The sequence below is a fragment of the Arenibacter flavimaris genome, assembly GCF_030291335.1.
Taxonomy (GTDB): domain Bacteria; phylum Bacteroidota; class Bacteroidia; order Flavobacteriales; family Flavobacteriaceae; genus Arenibacter.
The window spans coordinates 112559-129871 of the sequence record NZ_JASWIM010000003.1; the positions used below are offsets into that span (position 1 = coordinate 112559).

General features: G+C 40.9%; 17 protein-coding genes. 14 read left to right on the plus strand and 3 right to left on the minus strand.

The window, feature by feature from the left end:
• Positions 1-11 precede the first annotated feature (11 nt).
• Positions 12-566 (plus strand): DUF1697 domain-containing protein, encoded by a 555-nt coding sequence (locus QSE00_RS03755; RefSeq protein ID WP_181422799.1) that lies wholly within the window; start codon positions 12-14, stop codon positions 564-566.
• Between the two features lie 399 nt (positions 567-965).
• On the opposite strand, the gene QSE00_RS03760 is transcribed toward QSE00_RS03755, so the two are convergent.
• The gene (locus tag QSE00_RS03760; protein ID WP_286104910.1) at positions 966-1439 is read right to left on the minus strand and encodes a TspO/MBR family protein; all 474 of its coding nucleotides are present in this window, start codon (positions 1437-1439) and stop codon (positions 966-968) included.
• A 94-nt stretch (positions 1440-1533) separates the two neighbouring features.
• Here QSE00_RS03760 and QSE00_RS03765 point away from each other — a divergent pair, with 94 nt between their 5' ends.
• The 12 genes from QSE00_RS03765 (at position 1534) to QSE00_RS03820 (ending at position 13578) form a co-directional block, all read left to right on the plus strand.
• Complete coding sequence (locus QSE00_RS03765) at positions 1534-2616, plus strand: diphosphomevalonate decarboxylase (protein ID WP_110354604.1); 1083 nt, start codon at positions 1534-1536, stop codon at positions 2614-2616.
• Positions 2617-2733: 117 nt separating this feature from the next.
• Positions 2734-3672: a mevalonate kinase family protein gene (locus tag QSE00_RS03770; protein WP_286104911.1), complete on the plus strand. Its 939-nt coding sequence runs from the start codon at positions 2734-2736 to the stop codon at positions 3670-3672.
• An 11-nt stretch (positions 3673-3683) separates the two neighbouring features.
• Positions 3684-4589, plus strand: coding sequence for a geranylgeranylglycerol-phosphate geranylgeranyltransferase (locus QSE00_RS03775; protein ID WP_110354602.1), 906 nt, complete (start codon positions 3684-3686; stop codon positions 4587-4589).
• 74 nt (positions 4590-4663) lie between these two features.
• On the plus strand, positions 4664-5506 hold the full coding sequence (locus tag QSE00_RS03780; protein WP_110354601.1) for a pseudouridine synthase: 843 nt from the start codon (positions 4664-4666) through the stop codon (positions 5504-5506).
• Positions 5507-6102: 596 nt separating this feature from the next.
• Complete coding sequence (locus QSE00_RS03785; protein ID WP_286104912.1) at positions 6103-6699, plus strand: helix-turn-helix domain-containing protein; 597 nt, start codon at positions 6103-6105, stop codon at positions 6697-6699.
• 447 nt (positions 6700-7146) lie between these two features.
• Positions 7147-7596 (plus strand): GNAT family N-acetyltransferase, encoded by a 450-nt coding sequence (locus QSE00_RS03790; RefSeq protein WP_286104913.1) that lies wholly within the window; start codon positions 7147-7149, stop codon positions 7594-7596.
• 6 nt (positions 7597-7602) lie between these two features.
• On the plus strand, positions 7603-9015 hold the full coding sequence (locus QSE00_RS03795) for a BNR-4 repeat-containing protein (RefSeq protein WP_286104914.1): 1413 nt from the start codon (positions 7603-7605) through the stop codon (positions 9013-9015).
• A gap of 26 nt (positions 9016-9041) precedes the next feature.
• A complete protein-coding gene (locus QSE00_RS03800) occupies positions 9042-10016 on the plus strand; it encodes an NAD(P)-dependent alcohol dehydrogenase (protein WP_286104915.1) in 975 nt (324 codons plus the stop codon).
• A gap of 12 nt (positions 10017-10028) precedes the next feature.
• Positions 10029-10565, plus strand: a complete 537-nt coding sequence (locus QSE00_RS03805; RefSeq protein WP_110354596.1) for a Crp/Fnr family transcriptional regulator — start codon at positions 10029-10031, stop codon at positions 10563-10565.
• Between the two features lie 58 nt (positions 10566-10623).
• Entirely contained in the window at positions 10624-11184 is a 561-nt protein-coding gene (locus QSE00_RS03810; protein ID WP_353477435.1) for a DinB family protein, read from the plus strand.
• Positions 11185-12051: 867 nt separating this feature from the next.
• On the plus strand, positions 12052-12627 hold the full coding sequence (locus QSE00_RS03815) for a DJ-1/PfpI family protein (protein ID WP_110354594.1): 576 nt from the start codon (positions 12052-12054) through the stop codon (positions 12625-12627).
• Positions 12628-12777: 150 nt separating this feature from the next.
• Entirely contained in the window at positions 12778-13578 is an 801-nt protein-coding gene (locus tag QSE00_RS03820) for a penicillin-binding transpeptidase domain-containing protein (protein WP_286104917.1), read from the plus strand.
• A gap of 82 nt (positions 13579-13660) precedes the next feature.
• Here QSE00_RS03820 and QSE00_RS03825 read toward each other — a convergent pair whose 3' ends face one another.
• Positions 13661-14647 carry a metallophosphoesterase family protein gene (locus QSE00_RS03825; protein WP_286104918.1) on the minus strand — a complete coding sequence of 329 codons (987 nt, stop codon included), beginning with the start codon at positions 14645-14647 and terminating at the stop codon, positions 13661-13663.
• A gap of 487 nt (positions 14648-15134) precedes the next feature.
• Here QSE00_RS03825 and aqpZ point away from each other — a divergent pair, with 487 nt between their 5' ends.
• The gene (aqpZ, locus tag QSE00_RS03830) at positions 15135-15824 is read left to right on the plus strand and encodes an aquaporin Z (RefSeq protein WP_110354592.1); all 690 of its coding nucleotides are present in this window, start codon (positions 15135-15137) and stop codon (positions 15822-15824) included.
• A gap of 191 nt (positions 15825-16015) precedes the next feature.
• On the opposite strand, the gene argH is transcribed toward aqpZ, so the two are convergent.
• On the minus strand, positions 16016-17296 hold the full coding sequence (argH, locus tag QSE00_RS03835) for an argininosuccinate lyase (RefSeq protein WP_110354591.1): 1281 nt from the start codon (positions 17294-17296) through the stop codon (positions 16016-16018).
• Positions 17297-17313 lie beyond the last annotated feature (17 nt).

A 17313-nucleotide genomic window follows, 5' to 3' on the forward strand; every position in this document is an offset into this window, starting at 1 on the left:
ACTGGACCACCATGACGACGTATATTATTTTACTAAGGGGAATCAATGTTGGCGGCCACAAGAAAGTTTTAATGTCCAATTTAAGGGCCATGCTCCATGATCTGGATTTTAAAATGGTAAGAACCTACATACAAAGCGGCAATATTGTTTTAAAAAGTGATGTAGATTCGAACACAGAAGTATCACAAATAATCAAAGAGGGTATCTGCGACACCTTTGGCTATGATGTTCCCGTATTGGCCAGGACATACATAGAATGGAAAAAAATTATGGAGCAATCCCCTTATGATGAACCTAACGACTTGAAAACTAAAAAATGGTACTATGTACTGTTACAGGAAACTCCCAAGCTTGCATTGATCAATAGTTTGCAACAAGAACAATTCAACAACGAACGGTTTATAATTTCCCATAGTTGTGTCTACCTATGCACGGACCAAGGTTATGGCAAAACAAAATGCGATAATAATTTTTTTGAAAAAAAACTTAAAGTGCAGGCTACTACCAGAAATCACAGGACCATGATGAAGTTGTTGGAAATGGGGGAACAAATTAGTAAACAGTAATCAGTAATCAGTAATTAAATAATCCTTCTCAAAAGTTTTGTGCGAATTAGAAATAGCTAGAGTAAACTGCCCAAAAGTTCGGGTCTGTTCATTTTTTGCATCGCCCAAATGCGTAGCATTCATGAATACCATTAAATATCAATAGACCAGCCGATGAATAAAAACGACCAGGGCCTCATAACCAAGGTGCGGTGTACCTTGGTTATGAGGAGCCAGTTGTATCCGAGGCCAGGCTGATTCTTTTTCCGTCGTAGAGATGATATGGCCGTAAAGAATTATTGAAGCCTTGGAAATAATTTAGGCCATGGCATCGGTCCATAAAATCCCGAGATTTTAGGGACCACCTAGTGAAGAAGGGTCTTTTCTCTTACCACTTTCAATATAAGGCTAAGAAAAAAATTAATTCAATTCCCAAATCTTATAATTCAGGGCCGTGGCAAAACACACCCACAGTAGATAAGGAATCAATAAATAGGCTGCAGTCGTGCTCACCACCTTAAACCATTTTATGGTAAAGATCAACAATATTAACAAGGTGAGAATAACGAGTAAGGCGGCGAACGGATTCTTAAATCCAAAGAAAATTATACTCCATAGCGCATTGAACAACAACTGTATCCCGAAATGGTACAAGGCCGTTTTTACCCAAATATGATAAAACCCCTTTGCCCAGACAATCCCCGCTGCAACCCCCATCATTATATAAAGTACGGTCCAGACTGGGGCAAAAATCCAATTAGGCGGATTAAAACTTGGTTTATTCAGTTCCAAAAACCAACTATTTACCGAGGATTGCGTTGCAAAACTTGATAAAAACCCAATGGTTAAACATACGGCTACTGAAATTGTGATATAGGTAAGTTGCTTTTTCAAAGGTTGGTTGTTTACGCCCTAAATTAACAATTTATTTTAACAGGATCTATAGTAAAACCACTTAAAAGCTATCTTTGTACAAATTGATTGCAATATGACCGATAAAGACTTTATACCTTCCTCTTATACTACAGACAAAATGGAAGGAAAAGTTACTTATAAATCGCCCAGTAATATTGCCTTGGTAAAATACTGGGGGAAAAAGGAACATCAGATTCCCGCCAACCCATCCATCAGCTTTACCCTGGACACTTGCGCTACCACAACAACCATTACCTACAAAAAATTAAAAAATAAGGCCTTGGACTTTTCTTTTGACCTTTTTTTTGACGGGAAGCCCAAAGAAGATTTTAAACCAAAAATAAATACGTTCTTAAAGAGGACGGAGCCCTATCTGCCCTTCTTAAAAGCCTATCATTTTACGATAGAAACTTCCAATTCCTTTCCCCACAGCAGTGGTATTGCCTCATCGGCCAGTGGCATGTCTGCCCTAGCACTTTGCCTTATACAACTGGAAAGGGAGTTAAATCCAACAATGAACCCTGATTTCTTTAAAAAGAAAGCCTCTTTTATAGCCCGATTGGGATCTGGAAGCGCTTGCCGTAGTATTGAAGGGGATTTAATGCAGTGGGGGGCACATAAGGACACCTTGGACAGCACCGATCTTTATGCCATAAAATATCCCTATAAAGTGCATCCGATTTTTAAGAATTATCAGGATACCATTCTTTTGGTAGACAAGGGATCCAAACAGGTAAGCAGTAGCCTTGGCCATAATTTAATGCACGATCATCCTTTTGCGGAACAACGGTTCGACCAAGCGCATAAAAATCTGTCTAAATTAAAAAGGATTTTTGAAGAAGGAAATTTATTGGAGTTTATTAAAATCGTAGAAAGCGAAGCACTGACCTTGCATGCCATGATGATGACCAGTATGCCCTATTTTATGTTGATGAAGCCCAACACCCTGGAGATCATTAATAAAATATGGACCTTTAGGGAATCGTCCAAAACCCACCTCTGTTTTACATTGGATGCTGGGGCCAATGTGCATGTGCTATATCCGGAAAGCGAAAAAGAAGAAGTTTATCAATTTATTAATAATGAGTTGGTTGTATATTGCGAAAACGGGCAGTATATTTGCGATCAAATTGGAAAAGGGGCAAGAAAGCTATAATTTTCAAACGGAAAGTGAATAATTAATTGTGGGATATTACGTTAATCATTCAGTTGCATCTTTTGTTATTTTAATGTCTTTGAAAGAATTTAAATTATTTATAGTTATCTTAAAGAAATGAAAGGACCGCTATTTTACTCTAAAATTTTACTTTTTGGGGAATATGGAATCATAAAGGATTCCAAAGGGCTTTCCATACCCTATAATTTTTTTAAGGGAGCTCTAAAATCAAAAAACAAGAATTCTGAGGCGGCAAAGAAGTCGAACGCCAGCCTTAGGGCCTTTGCAGAATATTTAAAAGACCTGCAGCAGAAAGACCATGAATTGGTGACTTTTGACCTGAAGGCCTTGAATAAGGATATAGCCGACGGAATGTATTTTGACAGTTCCATTCCGCAAGGATACGGCGTAGGTAGTAGCGGCGCCTTGGTGGCGGCCATTTACGATAAATATGCCATTGAAAAAATTACCGTATTAGAGAATCTTACAAGGGAAAAATTATTAAAACTGAAGACCATTTTCGGAAAAATGGAATCATTTTTCCATGGTAAATCCTCCGGATTGGACCCCTTGAACAGCTATTTAAGTCTGCCAATACTCATAAATTCCAAGGACAATATAGAATCTACCAGCATTCCGTCACAAAATTTGGATGGCAAGGGTGCTGTATTCCTTTTGGACAGTGGTAGCACTGGGGAAACTGCTCCGATGGTACATTTGTTTATGGAGCAAATGAAACACGAAGGTTTTCGGGCGATGCTAAAGGATCAGTTTATTAAGCACACCGATGCTTGTGTGGAAGATTTTATAAATGGGAACGTAAAATCCCTGTTTGGGAATTTAAAGCAGTTGTCCCATGTAGTCCTGGATAATTTTAAGCCTATGATCCCCGTGGAATTCCACAAACTATGGAAGCAGGGGATAGATACCAATGACTATTATCTAAAACTCTGTGGCTCTGGCGGCGGTGGCTATATTTTGGGATTTACCGAAGACTTCAACAAGGCAAAAAAGGCCCTGAAAGGCTATAATTTGGAAGTGGTTTATAACTTCTAAATCCAACCCCTATGCTTAGTAGAAAAAACAAGCTCTTGCTATTAAAGTTCCTGAGCCTGTTTTCTGTGGTCAGAGGTTACAACATTCTTATGATTACCTTGGCACAGTACTTGGCCTCCATTTATATTTTAGCTCCCCATTTACCACTGCGAAAAGTTGTTTTTGATGGCAACCTATTCGTTATTGTTCTCAGTTCGGCCTTGGTAATCGCAGCAGGTTATATCATCAATAATTTTTACGATGCGGAAAAAGACCTGATCAATAAACCTCGTAAGAGTATGCTGGATCGTTTGGTTAGTCAGCGCACCAAACTCACCACCTATTTTGTGCTGAATTTTCTTTCCGTATTCTTTGCCAGTTATGTCTCCTTTAGGGCCGTAGTGTTCTTTTCGGCCTATATTTTTGGAATATGGTTTTATTCCCACAAGTTAAAGAAGGTCCCTTTTTTGGGAAATTTCGTTTCGGCCACCCTGGCCATTGCCCCCTTTTTTGCTGTTTTTGTGTATTACAAGAATTTTGATACCGTAATTTTTGTCCATGCACTTTTTCTTTTCCTGTTGATATTGGCCCGGGAAATGATCAAAGACCTGGAAAACATGGCAGGGGATATGGCCCAGAACTACAAGACCATTCCCATATTGTACGGAGCAAAATTTTCCAAGACCTGTATCGCTATTTTGATCGGCCTAACGTTGCTCCCCTCCTACCTTCTGATAGAATATTTTGATGTGGGCTATATGTACCTTTATTTTATAGGCTGTATTTTTTTGTTGATGGGATTTCTAGTCCTTTTGGTAAAATCGAACAGCAAAAAACACTATGTATGGCTGCACAATATTCTAAAACTGATCATCATACTGGGAGTATTCAGTATTTTATTGATCAATATAGATCTGGTATTGAATAGAATTCTCTAAGAATTACTAATAACCCCTACAATATCCTATACATACGATTTCCTTTGCTACCTTTGCAATAAATTATAGTACATATGAGTAGGTCAGATTCCAATAATGACAAGAAAGCATCAGGAAGACAAGGGGGCACTTTTAGAAAAAAGAGCCATGCACGGGGCAATGCGCCTATAAGAAAGAGAACGGAAGCAAAACCACCTTCCGACCCCAATGTAATGCGTTTAAATCGTTATGTAGCCAACTCTGGCGTATGTTCACGTAGGGATGCCGATATTTATATCTCTGCAGGAAACGTCACCGTAAACGGCAAGCCAATTACCGAAATGGGCTACAAGGTAAAACTGACCGATGAAGTAAAGTTTGACGGCCGTTTGCTAAATCCCGAGAAAAAGGAATACGTACTACTGAACAAACCCAAGGATTTTGTTACCTCGCCAAAGGATGAGCACGGAAAAAGAACGGTAGCCTCCCTTATTTCCAATGCTTCCAAATCCAAACTCTCGGTGGTAGGGAGAATGGACAAGAACACCACTGGTTTACTGTTATTTACGAATGATGGGGAAATGACAAAGCGACTTACAAAACCGAAAAACGGACTTCGCAAAATATATCATGTTGAGCTGAACAAAAACCTAAGGGGCGAAGACCTTATTAAGATCAAGGAAGGCATATCTATAGACGACAGCGTGGTTAGGGTAGATGATGTTAGTTTTATTGAAAATGCCCCTAAACGAGAGGTAGGAATAGAACTTAAAAGTACCCGTAACAAAATTGTGAGGCGTATTTTTGAAGAACTGGAATACGAGGTCGTAAAATTGGATAGGGTAGTCTATGCCGGACTCACCAAAAAAGATCTTCCCCGTGGACACTGGAGACATCTTACCGAACAGGAAGTCATTAATCTGGGGATGATCAAATAAGGCTTAAAAATCTTTTGCCTTTCATTAACAACTGGCTTAGTTATCTTATTTGGACACATCCCTTTTTTAAAGGAGAGTATTGTTTCGTCACGACAGTACCCACACTGCCAATCCACTTAGTATGACAGAGTCCGTTTTTCATGGACCCCCGACGCCTATCGGGAGAGAAGTCGCACACCATTGGTTCCTCCCCCTATCCCCCTCAACAAACCTATCCTTAAATAGAATATTAGAACTAAAGTATTACCAATACTTTGGTCAATGCAGCAATGTCTTGAGCCTTCAATCCCTACTGTCTTCTCCTCCTCTAGTCGGAGAAGCCACCTTGTCCTCCGGCGGAAAACGCGGGACAGGCTTAGCCAAGGGAAGGAGCCTGTTCTTAACGTTACTGCAAGTTTAATAAGACTCGGTTTTATAATAAGTGATACAAAGATTGAATTTGATTATTTTTGGATTATACAGAAATATAATTATCCATTCCCGTTTACTGCCCCTGGAATAAGGGGTTGACATTAATGACGCAAACATGTCGTATAGGAGACGTTATTGAAACTGGCAACCTGAATTACTTTTACATCAAACAAAAATCATAATAAGTGAGCAATTTGAGTTTATCACAGCGAGTTAAGGAACTGAGGTGTAGAAAAGGGATGTCCCAAGAATTACTGGCCGAAGAATCCGGTTTGAGTCTAAGGACTGTTCAAAGAATAGAGAATAGCGAATCTGCACCTAGAGGGGATACACTAAAAAGACTGGCACTAGCATTGGATACTTCTCCCGATGAAATGTTGGATTGGACAATTCTCGAGGACAAAGGATATTTGACACTTATGAGTTTATCGGCATTGGGATTTTTATTCTTTCCAATTTTAGGGATTATTCTTCCCCTAATTTTTTGGATCCTGAAAAAGGATAAATATAAGGGTGTAAGTGAACTAGGCATGTCTATTTTAAATTTCGAAATTACCTGGTGCCTACTTCTTTTCTCCTATTTTATTATACTATTTTCTGGATTTTTAGGCGTAATAATGGGGTATTTTGGGACCATCGTAGGACCGGCAAGTCTCTTAAAATTATATATTCCGGTAATAGTCCTATACATCTATAATATTACCATAATAATTGTAAACGCCATCAAAGTGTTTAAGAACAAAAGACCTCGCTATATACCTGCCCTTAAAATATTCAAATAATGCAAATATCCAAAAACTTAACAACCTTTGATCTGCTAGGCAAAGTGAGACTATTTTTTCTTTTGTAATAGGAGCTTCCTTCATCATCATAGCTCCTTTTCTACCTATAGGCAGGCTCCCAACGACCAATTCTTTTAGCTCCCCTCTTGGAACGAAGAGGGGAATGAATTGTGCAAAGTCTTGCCACTTCGCACTTCATAAACCCATTCACGTAAAACAACTAGCTTTGCGTTTCAATCCCTTCCGTCTTCTCTTCCTATAGTCGGAGAAGCCACCTTGTCCTCCCGCGAAAAACGCAAGACAGGCTTCGCCAAGGGAAGGAGCTATTGTTTTGTCATCCCCATATCAATCTTGAATTTTAAACAAATAATAGGTAGTAAAAAGGAATTGTTATCTTAGGCTATTATAGGGACTTTATTCCTCAAAGCAAGGTCTATTAAAGAAACAATGATCAAAAAAATAACCCATTCAGAAATTTCCAATGCGGAAAAACTCCACACGCTTTTTCAAGAATCCTACCGCATCGAGGCAGACTTACTGGGGGTCTCGGATTTTCCTCCTTTGCAAAGGACTACTTCCGATTTTCAAAATAGGAACACCCAATTTTATGGTGTATGGAAAGGTGAAGTTTTGGCTGCTGCAGTTGAAATAAACCAACTTAAAAATACGCTTGAAATCTGTAGCCTGGTAGTACATCCAAAATATTTTAGGCAGGGAATTGCCCGTAAGCTCTTATTGTTCGTGGAAGATTATGACAATTCTGAGACCCTTATTGTAGAAACTGGTTGGGCCAATGCCCCAGCAATAAACTTATATGAGAAGTTTGGGTTTCAAGAGACAGGTGAATATATTGGTCCGGGGGGCATCAAAAAAAAATGCTTTAGTAAAACAAAATAGGAAAAAATGCAACGTATTAAAGCTCAAACGAACTTCAACTTAATGCCCCTTCTTTTTATTATTTTTTTTGCTGGAAATGCCTTTGGACAAAGCTTGACCAATACAAAAATCAACGGCTACAGGGGCATTTGGTTCCAATTAAATCAGAAGTACGAGTATGGAGACAAATACTCAGGAGCATTAGGAACCTACACCGCAAAACATGTTCCCCTAGCCATATACGCCCCCGAAGTTAAAAAAACCTTTTTTGTATATGGGGGAACACCCTCTGCAGACCAACGTCACCTGCTCTGTATGATCGGGGAGTTCGACCATAAAACGGGAATGGTCTCACGACCCACCATAGTCTATGACAAAAATGGGGTAGACGACCCACATGACAATCCCTCCATATTGCTAGATGGCGCTGGTTACATTTGGGTGTTTATCAGTGGGCGGGGTGCTAAAAGACCAGGTTATAAATACAAAAGTAAGACGCCCTATTCCATTAAGGAATTTGTACAGATTACGGAAGAGGAAATGACCTACCCACAACCCCGGTATACCAATTTTGGCTTCTTTCAATTTTTCACAAAATACACCGGCGTACGCCAACTCTATTTTGAAACCAGCAAGGACGGCATCTCTTGGACCAATGATAAATTGCTTGCCGCCATCCCTGAAATGGAAGGTGAAAAATCTGGGCATTACCAGACCAGCGACCTATATGACGGCAAGGTGCTAGGAACGTTTTTTAACCGACACCCCAATGGAAATGTGGACAAAAGGACGGATCTATACTATATACAATCGGGCGACTTTGGCGCCACATGGACAACCGTTGATGGCGTAAAAACACCTCTTCCGGTGATAGACCTGAACAGTCGCTCCAAAGTGATGGATTACGCCTCCCAGGAAAAAAATGTGTACCTAAAAGATATGGGCTTTGATGCCATGGGTAATCCAACCTGCCTATATATTAGAAGTAATGGCCACGAACCCGGTCCTGTGAGCGCTCCGTACGAGTGGTGTATTACCAAATGGAACGGCACGGAATGGCAAACTACCGTGGTAACTACCTCGGACCATAATTATGATATGGGGAGTCTCTTTATAACCCAAGACGATTGGAAGATTGTTGGACCTACCGAAAAAGGGGACCAGGATTGGGGCGTAGGTGGGGAACTGGCCATTTGGCAATCCAAGGATAAGGGAGAAACATGGGAAAAGGTAAAAGCCATAACAGAGCATAGTCCCTTTAGCCATTCCTATGTACGAAGACCCGTAAATTATAAAGACCCATTTTGTTTTTTCTGGGCCGATGGAGACTCGCACCAGTTCAGCAAATCCGAACTTTATTTTGGAAATTTTGAAGGTGACATTTGGAAAATGCCCTATAACATGACCGAAGATTATGAAATGCCCATTAAGATCAAATGATTAAATTAGGACATCAATAGAACCCAATGAAAACTATTACATGTAAATCCTATGGTCCGCCCGAAAAGGTGGTTAAGATAACCGAAATTGCACTCCCCTCCCCTAAGGACAATGAGGTACTAATAAAGATCCATGCCACTAGCGTAAACGATTACGACTGGAGCCTAGTCAGGGGAAAACCCTATTTGTACCGATTATTATTTGGCCTGTTTAAACCTAAGCATGGCCTTTTGGGAATGGAATTATCGGGTACCGTTGCTGCTCTGGGGGCTAAGGCCACAAAATTCAAGGTCGGGGATATGGTCATGGGCGACACCTCTAATTTTGGCTTTGGCACCTTTGCAGAATATATCAACATTGACGAAAAGGCGGTCATCCGGAAACCCGAGGCCCTAAGTTTTGAGGAAGCAGCAGCCATTCCACATGCCTCCTGTCTGGCGTTACAGGCCCTAAAGGACATAGGGCACATAAAAAAGGGACAAAAAATTCTGATCAACGGTGGCGGTGGTGGCGTGGGTACTATTGGGCTACAGTTGGCCAAACTCCATAATTGTGAAGTAACCGGAGTGGATTCCCAAGAAAAACTGCCCATGATGACCTCCCTAGGGTTTGATCAGGTAATCGACTATAAAAAGACAAATTTCACTAGGATTGGGAAACGGTATGACCTCATCCTGGATTGTAAGTCCAACAAAGCTTCTCTTTCCTATCTCAAAGCCTTAAATCGCAAGGGGCGGTATGTAAGTATAGGCGGCAGCCCTTTCAATCTTATTGGATTGTTACTATGGGGTAAACTGGTTCCCCTGTTCAGCACTAAAAGATTAAAGATACTCGCCCTAAAATCAAATATTGGGTTGGATTATATCTGTGACCTGATAGTACAGCAGAAAATTCGATGCCATATAGATGGCCCATATCCCTTGGAAGATGCAGGGCGCTTGATCCAGTATTTTGGCGAGGGAAAACATAAAGGGAAAATTGTTATGAGCATTAAAACCTAATCAGCTAGACATATGAATCCCATTACCCACCTAAAGGAACAAATAGACCGGAAAGGTTTATGGAGCTCAGATCTGGAATTGGGCCGGAACGAATATGTAAAAGTACAGGGGAGCTTGGACACCAACCTCTACTGGGTAGCAAAGGGGAGTTTAAGAATTTTTGTGGTATCGGAAAATGAGGAACACACCATCAGATTTGGCTATAAAGACAACTTTATAGCTGCCTTGGATTCCTTTCTAAATGAAAAGCCTTCCGACTTGTATATACAGGCACTAAAAAAAACCAAACTAAAAGTCATTGGCAAATCGGCCTTCACCAATTATATTAAATCCTCTCCTGAAAATATGGAAAAATGGCAACTTATTTTAGAGCAATTGGTATTGCAACAGATGGAAAGGGAGCGGGATATTTTAACCGTGTCTCCCGTGGAACGGTATAGGAGAGTCCTAATGCGCAGTCCCCAACTCTTTCAGGAAATACCCAGCAAATACATAGCCTCCTATTTACGAATGACCCCTGAAACACTTTCCAGGATTAAAAAATCTTAATCTCAATCAATGTTTTAAATGCTAAAAGCAGCGAATTTTGCCCTAAAAAACAATGGAAATGACCTCTAAGGATTTATTACAGGATTTATTGGAGCGTACCCAGGAAAACAAAAGCAAGGTCGAGCACTTTAAAACCTTGCCATTGGAAACCTTGAATTGGAAAGCCTCTCCTGAGAGTTGGAGTATTTTGGAATGTTTGGAACACTTAAACCGGTATGGGGATTTTTATATTCCTGAAATTGAAAAACAGCTAAAAACCTCCCAACATCGACCTTCCGAAACATTCAAAAGCGGCTGGTTGGGCAATTATTTTGCCAAGACCATGCTCCCCAAGAAAAAGCTGAACAAGATGAAAACTTTTAAGTCCATGGATCCCATAGGCAGTAATCTTAACATGGACACGATCGAGAAGTTTTTGGACCAACAACAGGTTATGTTCAACCTATTGAACAATTCCAATGAAGTAAACCTCATCAAGACCAAAACGGGCATTTCCATTTCAAAATGGATCAAGCTTAGATTGGGCGATACGTTTAGGGTGGTCATCTATCACAATCAGAGACACTTGGCCCAAGCGGAAAGAGCATTAAAGGAGGCTGGTAGGCTGTCATCTGTTTAAATTAATCTATCGCATTAGGTCTTGACTGCATCTTCCCGTGGCACTTCATAAACCCTTTCGCGAAAACATCTAGCTTTTCGTTCCAATCCCTTTCGTTTCCTGTTTTCATGGCGAACAATGTGTAGCAATCTGTTTTTTGAGGAAAGAGATTGCTTTGTCGCCAAAGCTCCCTCGCAATGACGTATTAGTTTTAGCTCCCATCTTGGAACGAAGAGGGGAATGAATTTCCTGTCTTAAGGCAGGAAAGAAAGGGGAGCCTGCCTTGGCGTCAGGCAGGTTTGAAATCCCTAGCTTTTTCGTAAATCTCTCATTTGGTTATTACCAAAGTCTTGGGCTTCCCGAACCATCCGTCTTCGCTTATGGCGAAGCCACCTCCCTTTGGCTAAAGGGAGGAGCTTTTTATTTACTCCCCGCTGCTGGCGCAAGCTTCACGCTGAGCAAAGCCTCCTGACATAGCACTTCATAAAACCTTTCGTATAAAACACCTAGCCTTGAGTTTCAATCCCTTCCGTCTTCTCCTCCTTTGGTCGGAGAATCCACCTTCCCTTGCCAAGGGAAGGAGCTCTTGTTTTTTCATCCCCACATGAACCTTGAACCTTGACCACAGTGACCCTATAATGCCAACAAAACAACAAAAATGTATTAAAAGAAGGTTAATTTTTGAAAAACCAAATGATTTTAAATACTTCAAAAACAGTGCATTACCCACTTATACCAAACTCTTAGGAAAATAACTATGACTTATGCAAACCAAATATTTACTAACTTGAAGGGTGAATTTTAAGTACAGGGCAACCAGCCTTCTTCCTTAGGATTTTAAACACCAATTAAACAGCACAAATAAATTTTTAACCATAAATAATAACAATGAAAAAAGTATTGTTTTTAACTGGAGATTTCACTGAAGATTATGAAACCATGGTTCCATTTCAAATGCTGGAAATGGTCGGATACACGGTACATACCGTTTGCCCGGACAAGAAAAAGGGGGACATCGTTAAAACGGCCATACACGACTTTGAGGGCGACCAGACCTACACTGAAAAGCCTGGTCATAATTTTGCCTTGAACTACAGCTTTGTAGATGTGAATGCGTCCGACTATGATGGTTTGGTGATTGCAGGAGGAAGGGCTCCTGAATATTTGCGATTGAACAAAAAGGTGCTCGAAATAGTACAACACTTTTTCAACACCAACAAACCTGTTGCCGCCATCTGCCATGGCATTCAAATTTTAACTGCTGCAGGAGTTGTAAAAGGAAGAAAACTCACGGCCTATCCAGCAGTGGGGCCGGAAGTAACCTTGGCTGGAGGGGAATTTCAATCCATTCCCGTAGATGGGGCCTTTGTAGATGGCAACTTGGTTACCTCCCCCGCCTGGCCTGCACATCCTAGTTTTATAAGGGAATTTTTAAAAGTGATGGGCGCTAAGATCCAATTGTAAAGAATATAAAAAATGGTGACCTAGATCCAAAGTATTTAGGACCTGTCGTATGCTGAATATCCAATAGGCCCACTTAAATAAGTGGGCCTTGCGGATTTAAGAAAATGAGTGTACAAAATCCCTTTCAACACATTTATTTATAAGGAAATAATGAAGAGAATAGTATTTGTGGCCGCTGTTTTAAATTGCAGTTTTTTCTATTTGTTCAGCCAAGAGGACCTGTCCAAACCTTTTAGCGACTGCAATATAAAAGGAAGTACAACAATTTATGATTACCATGCCAAAAAATGGATTTCAAGTGATATTGAGGACAGCCACAAAGGCACTTTGCCCGCTTCCACTTTTAAAATCATCAACACCTTGATCGCCTTAGAGACGGGGGTGGTTAAAACTGAAAATGACATAATTAATTGGCCGGGGGCCACGGATACCATTAAATACGGTTATCGCCCCAATATTTATCACAATATGTCCATGAAAGAGGCATTTACAACCTCGGCGGGCTGGGTATATGTTGAGTTGGCAAAAAAAATTGGAAAAGAAAAATACAAGCCATATTTGCAGGCCTCCAATTATGGCAACACCGACCTGTCCATAAACGATGACGATTTCTGGAATTTTGGAAATTTGGCCATTTCCCCAGCCAATCAAGTAGCTATTTTAATTGGGGTATATGAAGAAACCCTACCCTTTAAAAAGACTTCCTTTCAGATCCTAAAAGATATGATAGTCCAAGAGCAGACGGCAGATTATACATTACGGGCCAAGACTGGTTGGACCAGGGACGGCGGTAAAGATACCGGTTGGTGGGTAGGTTATTTGGAACGAAGTGATAATGTTTATTTTTTCGCTACCAGATTGATCAAAAATAGGGCCGATAAAAATCCCGATTTTGGCGCCTGTAGAAAAGAAATCACCAAGAACATCCTTCGGCAATTGAATATGTTATAATAAATCTCTCATGATAGCCATTGGGACGCTCAACCTGAAATTTTATGGTCATTGCGGGAGGGTAGGGGGGAGTTCCACCCATCTATTCCACAAATGAATCTGGCCAAGTGCAGGGATAGACTTTTTTGCCGTTAACCTCCCGTATCCAAGTGTCAAAGCTACGTTTCCCCTCTTTTAAAACAATTATTCTTCCACCTTCTATAGGAGCTTTGTTATAGGTTTTTGTTTTGGTAACCCTACCATATGCCAAGGCCATATTGTAATGCACCCCAATGTAATCGTTATTGTGATCATGACCTACAAAAGTGCCCATGACATCCTTGGCTTCCAACATGGCGGCAAACATACCCGTATTAATTTCCGGACCACATTCCTGTTCTTTGCGTTTCCCTATGGCCTTTACTTTTTTGTTCTTCCATGCCTGGTAATACTCAGGTAACGGAATATGAAAAAAGGCAATGGCCGGTAAGGGTCGGTTGTTGTTTAATTGGGTGAATTCCCTGCTTTTTTCCTTGTACCAGCTTACTTGACTATTATCAAACCAGCCCCACCCATCCACTTCAGGTTTTAAGGTACTGTAGGCATTGGAATCCATGACATAAATAAGCGCTTTGTTCTTATTATCGGTACTGCGAACAGGATAAACAAAGTTGGAGTGGCCATAAGTCTCTCCCTGGTCATTGTTTAGACAGTAATTTAAATTCTGAAGAAAGTCGGCCACTTCTTTCCTTGAAAGATCGGCTTGGGAATCGTGATTTCCCAGGGTAACGATCCATGGCATTTTGGCTTCGGTAAAAATAGCTTCAAATTCTTTATAAGTCTTTTCCGGATTGCCATCGGTAGCTACATCGCCCGTTAAGACTACTAAATCCGGTTTTTCTATGGCCATGATTTTTTTAATGGTGGTAAAGGCATCCACGTTTTTACCACTCTCTACATTAACATGGGTATCCGTAAACTGCAGCACTTTAAACTCCTTGTTCCCATTAAAGTATAATTGGGAAATGTCTTGGGACTGTACAGAGGGAGATAAAAATAGTGCAAACAATAAAATAAATCTGAACTTCATAGGTACTGATAGTAATTGTGGTTAACAGTTTACAATAATAAGAAAGTAATTTCCGCTGTGCAAAGTCTCCTGCTGTGCAAAGTCTCCTGACTTCGCACTTCACAAGCCCTATCTCACTAAACAACCATGCTTGAACTTACAATCCCTTCCGTCTTCTCCTCCTATTGTCGGAGAATCCACCTTCCCTTACTAAGGGAAGGAGCTCTTTTTTTCCGTATTAGTTCGTAGATCAACTGCCAGCTTTGCTAAGTCTCCTGACTTCACACTTTATAAATCCTTTCGTTCAAAATATTTAACCTGCTGTGCAAAGTCTCCTGACTTCGCACTTTATAAATCCTTTCGTTCAAAATATCTAAGCCTGGACTTACAAGCCATTTTAGATATTCCTAAACCTTATTATTTGAAAATTAGAGTGTTAAATAAAAAAGGAGCGCAAGTATTTGTTATATTAGGGATATCAATTGTAACCACCAAAACAAAATAAAGTATGAAAAAATTAGTCGCAGAATTTATTGGAACCTTATGGTTAGTATTAGGAGGGTGTGGAAGTGCTGTATTGGCCGCTGCCTATCCGGAATTGGGAATTGGCTTCGTAGGCGTAGCCATGGCCTTTGGATTAACCGTACTTACCATGGCCTATGCCATTGGGCATATTTCGGGATGTCATTTAAATCCGGCCGTATCCATTGGACTATGGATAGGCGGCAGGTTCGACAAAAAAGAACTGCTTCCCTATATTGTGGCCCAGGTTCTGGGGGGAATTGCAGGAGCCAGTATTTTATATCTTATTGCCAGCGGAAAAGCCGGATTTGAAATTGGAGGGTTTGCCGCCAATGGATATGGGGATCATTCTCCGGACGGTTATAATATGATGTCCGCCTTAATTACGGAAGTTGTTATGACCTTTATGTTCTTGATCATCATCTTGGGAGCTACGCACTCCAAAGCCCCTAAGGGTTTTGCGGGACTGGCCATAGGTTTGGGCTTGACGCTCATACATTTAATAAGCATCCCGGTAACCAATACTTCGGTAAACCCAGCAAGAAGTACTAGTCAGGCTATATTTGCAGGGGACTGGGCCATGGGCCAACTATGGTTATTTTGGGTGGCCCCAATAGTAGGTGCCATTTTAGCTGGATTGGTGTACAAGTATATTTCTCCTGAAAAAACAGCTTAGCACATTTTCTGCCAAGTAGGTGTTAACCTTTTTAAAGTAAAAAAGATAGAATGAATAGGTGAGTTGCTCCCGGTAGAAATATCGGGACAGTTCACTTGATTTTGGCAATCCCTGTTTTGCAAAGTTTCCGCTGTGCTAAGTCTCCCGACTTCGCACTTTATAACCCTATCTCACTAACAACTGTTCACTGTTTAAGAAATCTTGTCCATTTTCTTTCTGATCTCTGCCAGGCATAGATTGCCAAAACTGCCTTCATGGGTGTGTCTAATATCTCTTTTGGGCGTAAATGTACCCTCATTGATCTCCTTGCCCATTTTCTTATAGGCATCACGGAAAGGCGTGCCGGTCAATACCAGTTCGTTCAAGGTATCCACACTAAACAGGTAGTCGTATTTGGGATCGTCCAAAATATTTTCGTTTACCCGTATTTCCTTTAAACTAAAGGTCATTATTTCCAAACAGGCCTTTAAGTCCTGTATGGCTGGTACGATCACCTCTTTTACCAATTGCAGGTCCCGGTGATAGCCACTGGGAAGGTTGTTGGTAATCAAGATCAATTGGTTGGGTACGGTCTGGAGTCGGTTACACTTACCGCGTACCAGCTCAAACACATCCGGATTTTTCTTATGGGGCATTATACTGGACCCTGTGGTTAGCTCATCTGGAAAAGAGACAAAATTAAAGTTCTGGCTCATATACAGGCAAATGTCCATCGCCATTTTAGACAGGGTGGCGGCAATGCTGCCCATCCCAAAGGCGGCTGCCTTTTCTACTTTGCCACGGCCCATTTGGGCGGCCACCACATTGTATTTCATAGTTTCAAAGCCCATTTCTTCTGTAGTAAAACTGCGGTCTATAGGGAAGGAACTTCCATAACCCGCGGCACTACCCAAGGGGTTTTGGTCCGCTACCTTATAGGCGGCATCCACAAAATAAAGATCGTCTACCAAACTTTCGGCATAGGCGGAAAACCAGAGTCCAAAAGAAGATGGCATAGCTACCTGTAAATGGGTATAGCCGGGCAACATCACATTCTTGTGCTTGTCTGCCAAGTTCAAGAGCAGGTGGAACAACTCCTTGGTCTGATCTTTAATCTCTGTTAATTCGTTCTTTAGGTACAAATGCATGGCCACCAAAACCTGATCGTTCCTGGAACGTGCAGTGTGAATCTTTTTACCTGCATCGCCCAACCTAAGGGTGAGAAGGAATTCAATTTTGGAATGCATATCCTCAAAACTGTCCTCTATGGTAAAGGTGCCGTTTTCTATGGTCTTGGCTATATTGTCCAGCTCATGTACCAAGGATTCGGTTTCCTTAAGGGTCAACAGACCAATTTTGCCCAGCATTTTGGCATGTGCCTTGGAGGCGATTACGTCGTATTTTGCCAAAAGCAAATCCAGTTCCCTATCATTGCCCACCGTAAAATGGTCTATTTTCTTGTCGGTGCTAAATCCTTTGTCCCAAAGTTTCATTTGTCGTTTTTATTTAT

Coding starts and splice junctions, on each gene's coding strand:
- QSE00_RS03755 (WP_181422799.1), top strand. CDS start 12: ATGACGACGTATATTATTTTACTAAGGGGAATCAATGTTGGCGGCCAC.
- QSE00_RS03765 (WP_110354604.1), top strand. CDS start 1,534: ATGACCGATAAAGACTTTATACCTTCCTCTTATACTACAGACAAAATG.
- QSE00_RS03770 (WP_286104911.1), top strand. CDS start 2,734: ATGAAAGGACCGCTATTTTACTCTAAAATTTTACTTTTTGGGGAATAT.
- QSE00_RS03775 (WP_110354602.1), top strand. CDS start 3,684: ATGCTTAGTAGAAAAAACAAGCTCTTGCTATTAAAGTTCCTGAGCCTG.
- QSE00_RS03780 (WP_110354601.1), top strand. CDS start 4,664: ATGAGTAGGTCAGATTCCAATAATGACAAGAAAGCATCAGGAAGACAA.
- QSE00_RS03790 (WP_286104913.1), top strand. CDS start 7,147: ATGATCAAAAAAATAACCCATTCAGAAATTTCCAATGCGGAAAAACTC.
- QSE00_RS03795 (WP_286104914.1), top strand. CDS start 7,603: ATGCAACGTATTAAAGCTCAAACGAACTTCAACTTAATGCCCCTTCTT.
- QSE00_RS03800 (WP_286104915.1), top strand. CDS start 9,042: ATGAAAACTATTACATGTAAATCCTATGGTCCGCCCGAAAAGGTGGTT.
- QSE00_RS03805 (WP_110354596.1), top strand. CDS start 10,029: ATGAATCCCATTACCCACCTAAAGGAACAAATAGACCGGAAAGGTTTA.
- QSE00_RS03810 (WP_353477435.1), top strand. CDS start 10,624: ATGACCTCTAAGGATTTATTACAGGATTTATTGGAGCGTACCCAGGAA.
- QSE00_RS03815 (WP_110354594.1), top strand. CDS start 12,052: ATGAAAAAAGTATTGTTTTTAACTGGAGATTTCACTGAAGATTATGAA.
- QSE00_RS03820 (WP_286104917.1), top strand. CDS start 12,778: ATGAAGAGAATAGTATTTGTGGCCGCTGTTTTAAATTGCAGTTTTTTC.
- QSE00_RS03825 (WP_286104918.1), bottom strand. CDS start 14,647: ATGAAGTTCAGATTTATTTTATTGTTTGCACTATTTTTATCTCCCTCT.
- aqpZ (WP_110354592.1), top strand. CDS start 15,135: ATGAAAAAATTAGTCGCAGAATTTATTGGAACCTTATGGTTAGTATTA.
- argH (WP_110354591.1), bottom strand. CDS start 17,296: ATGAAACTTTGGGACAAAGGATTTAGCACCGACAAGAAAATAGACCAT.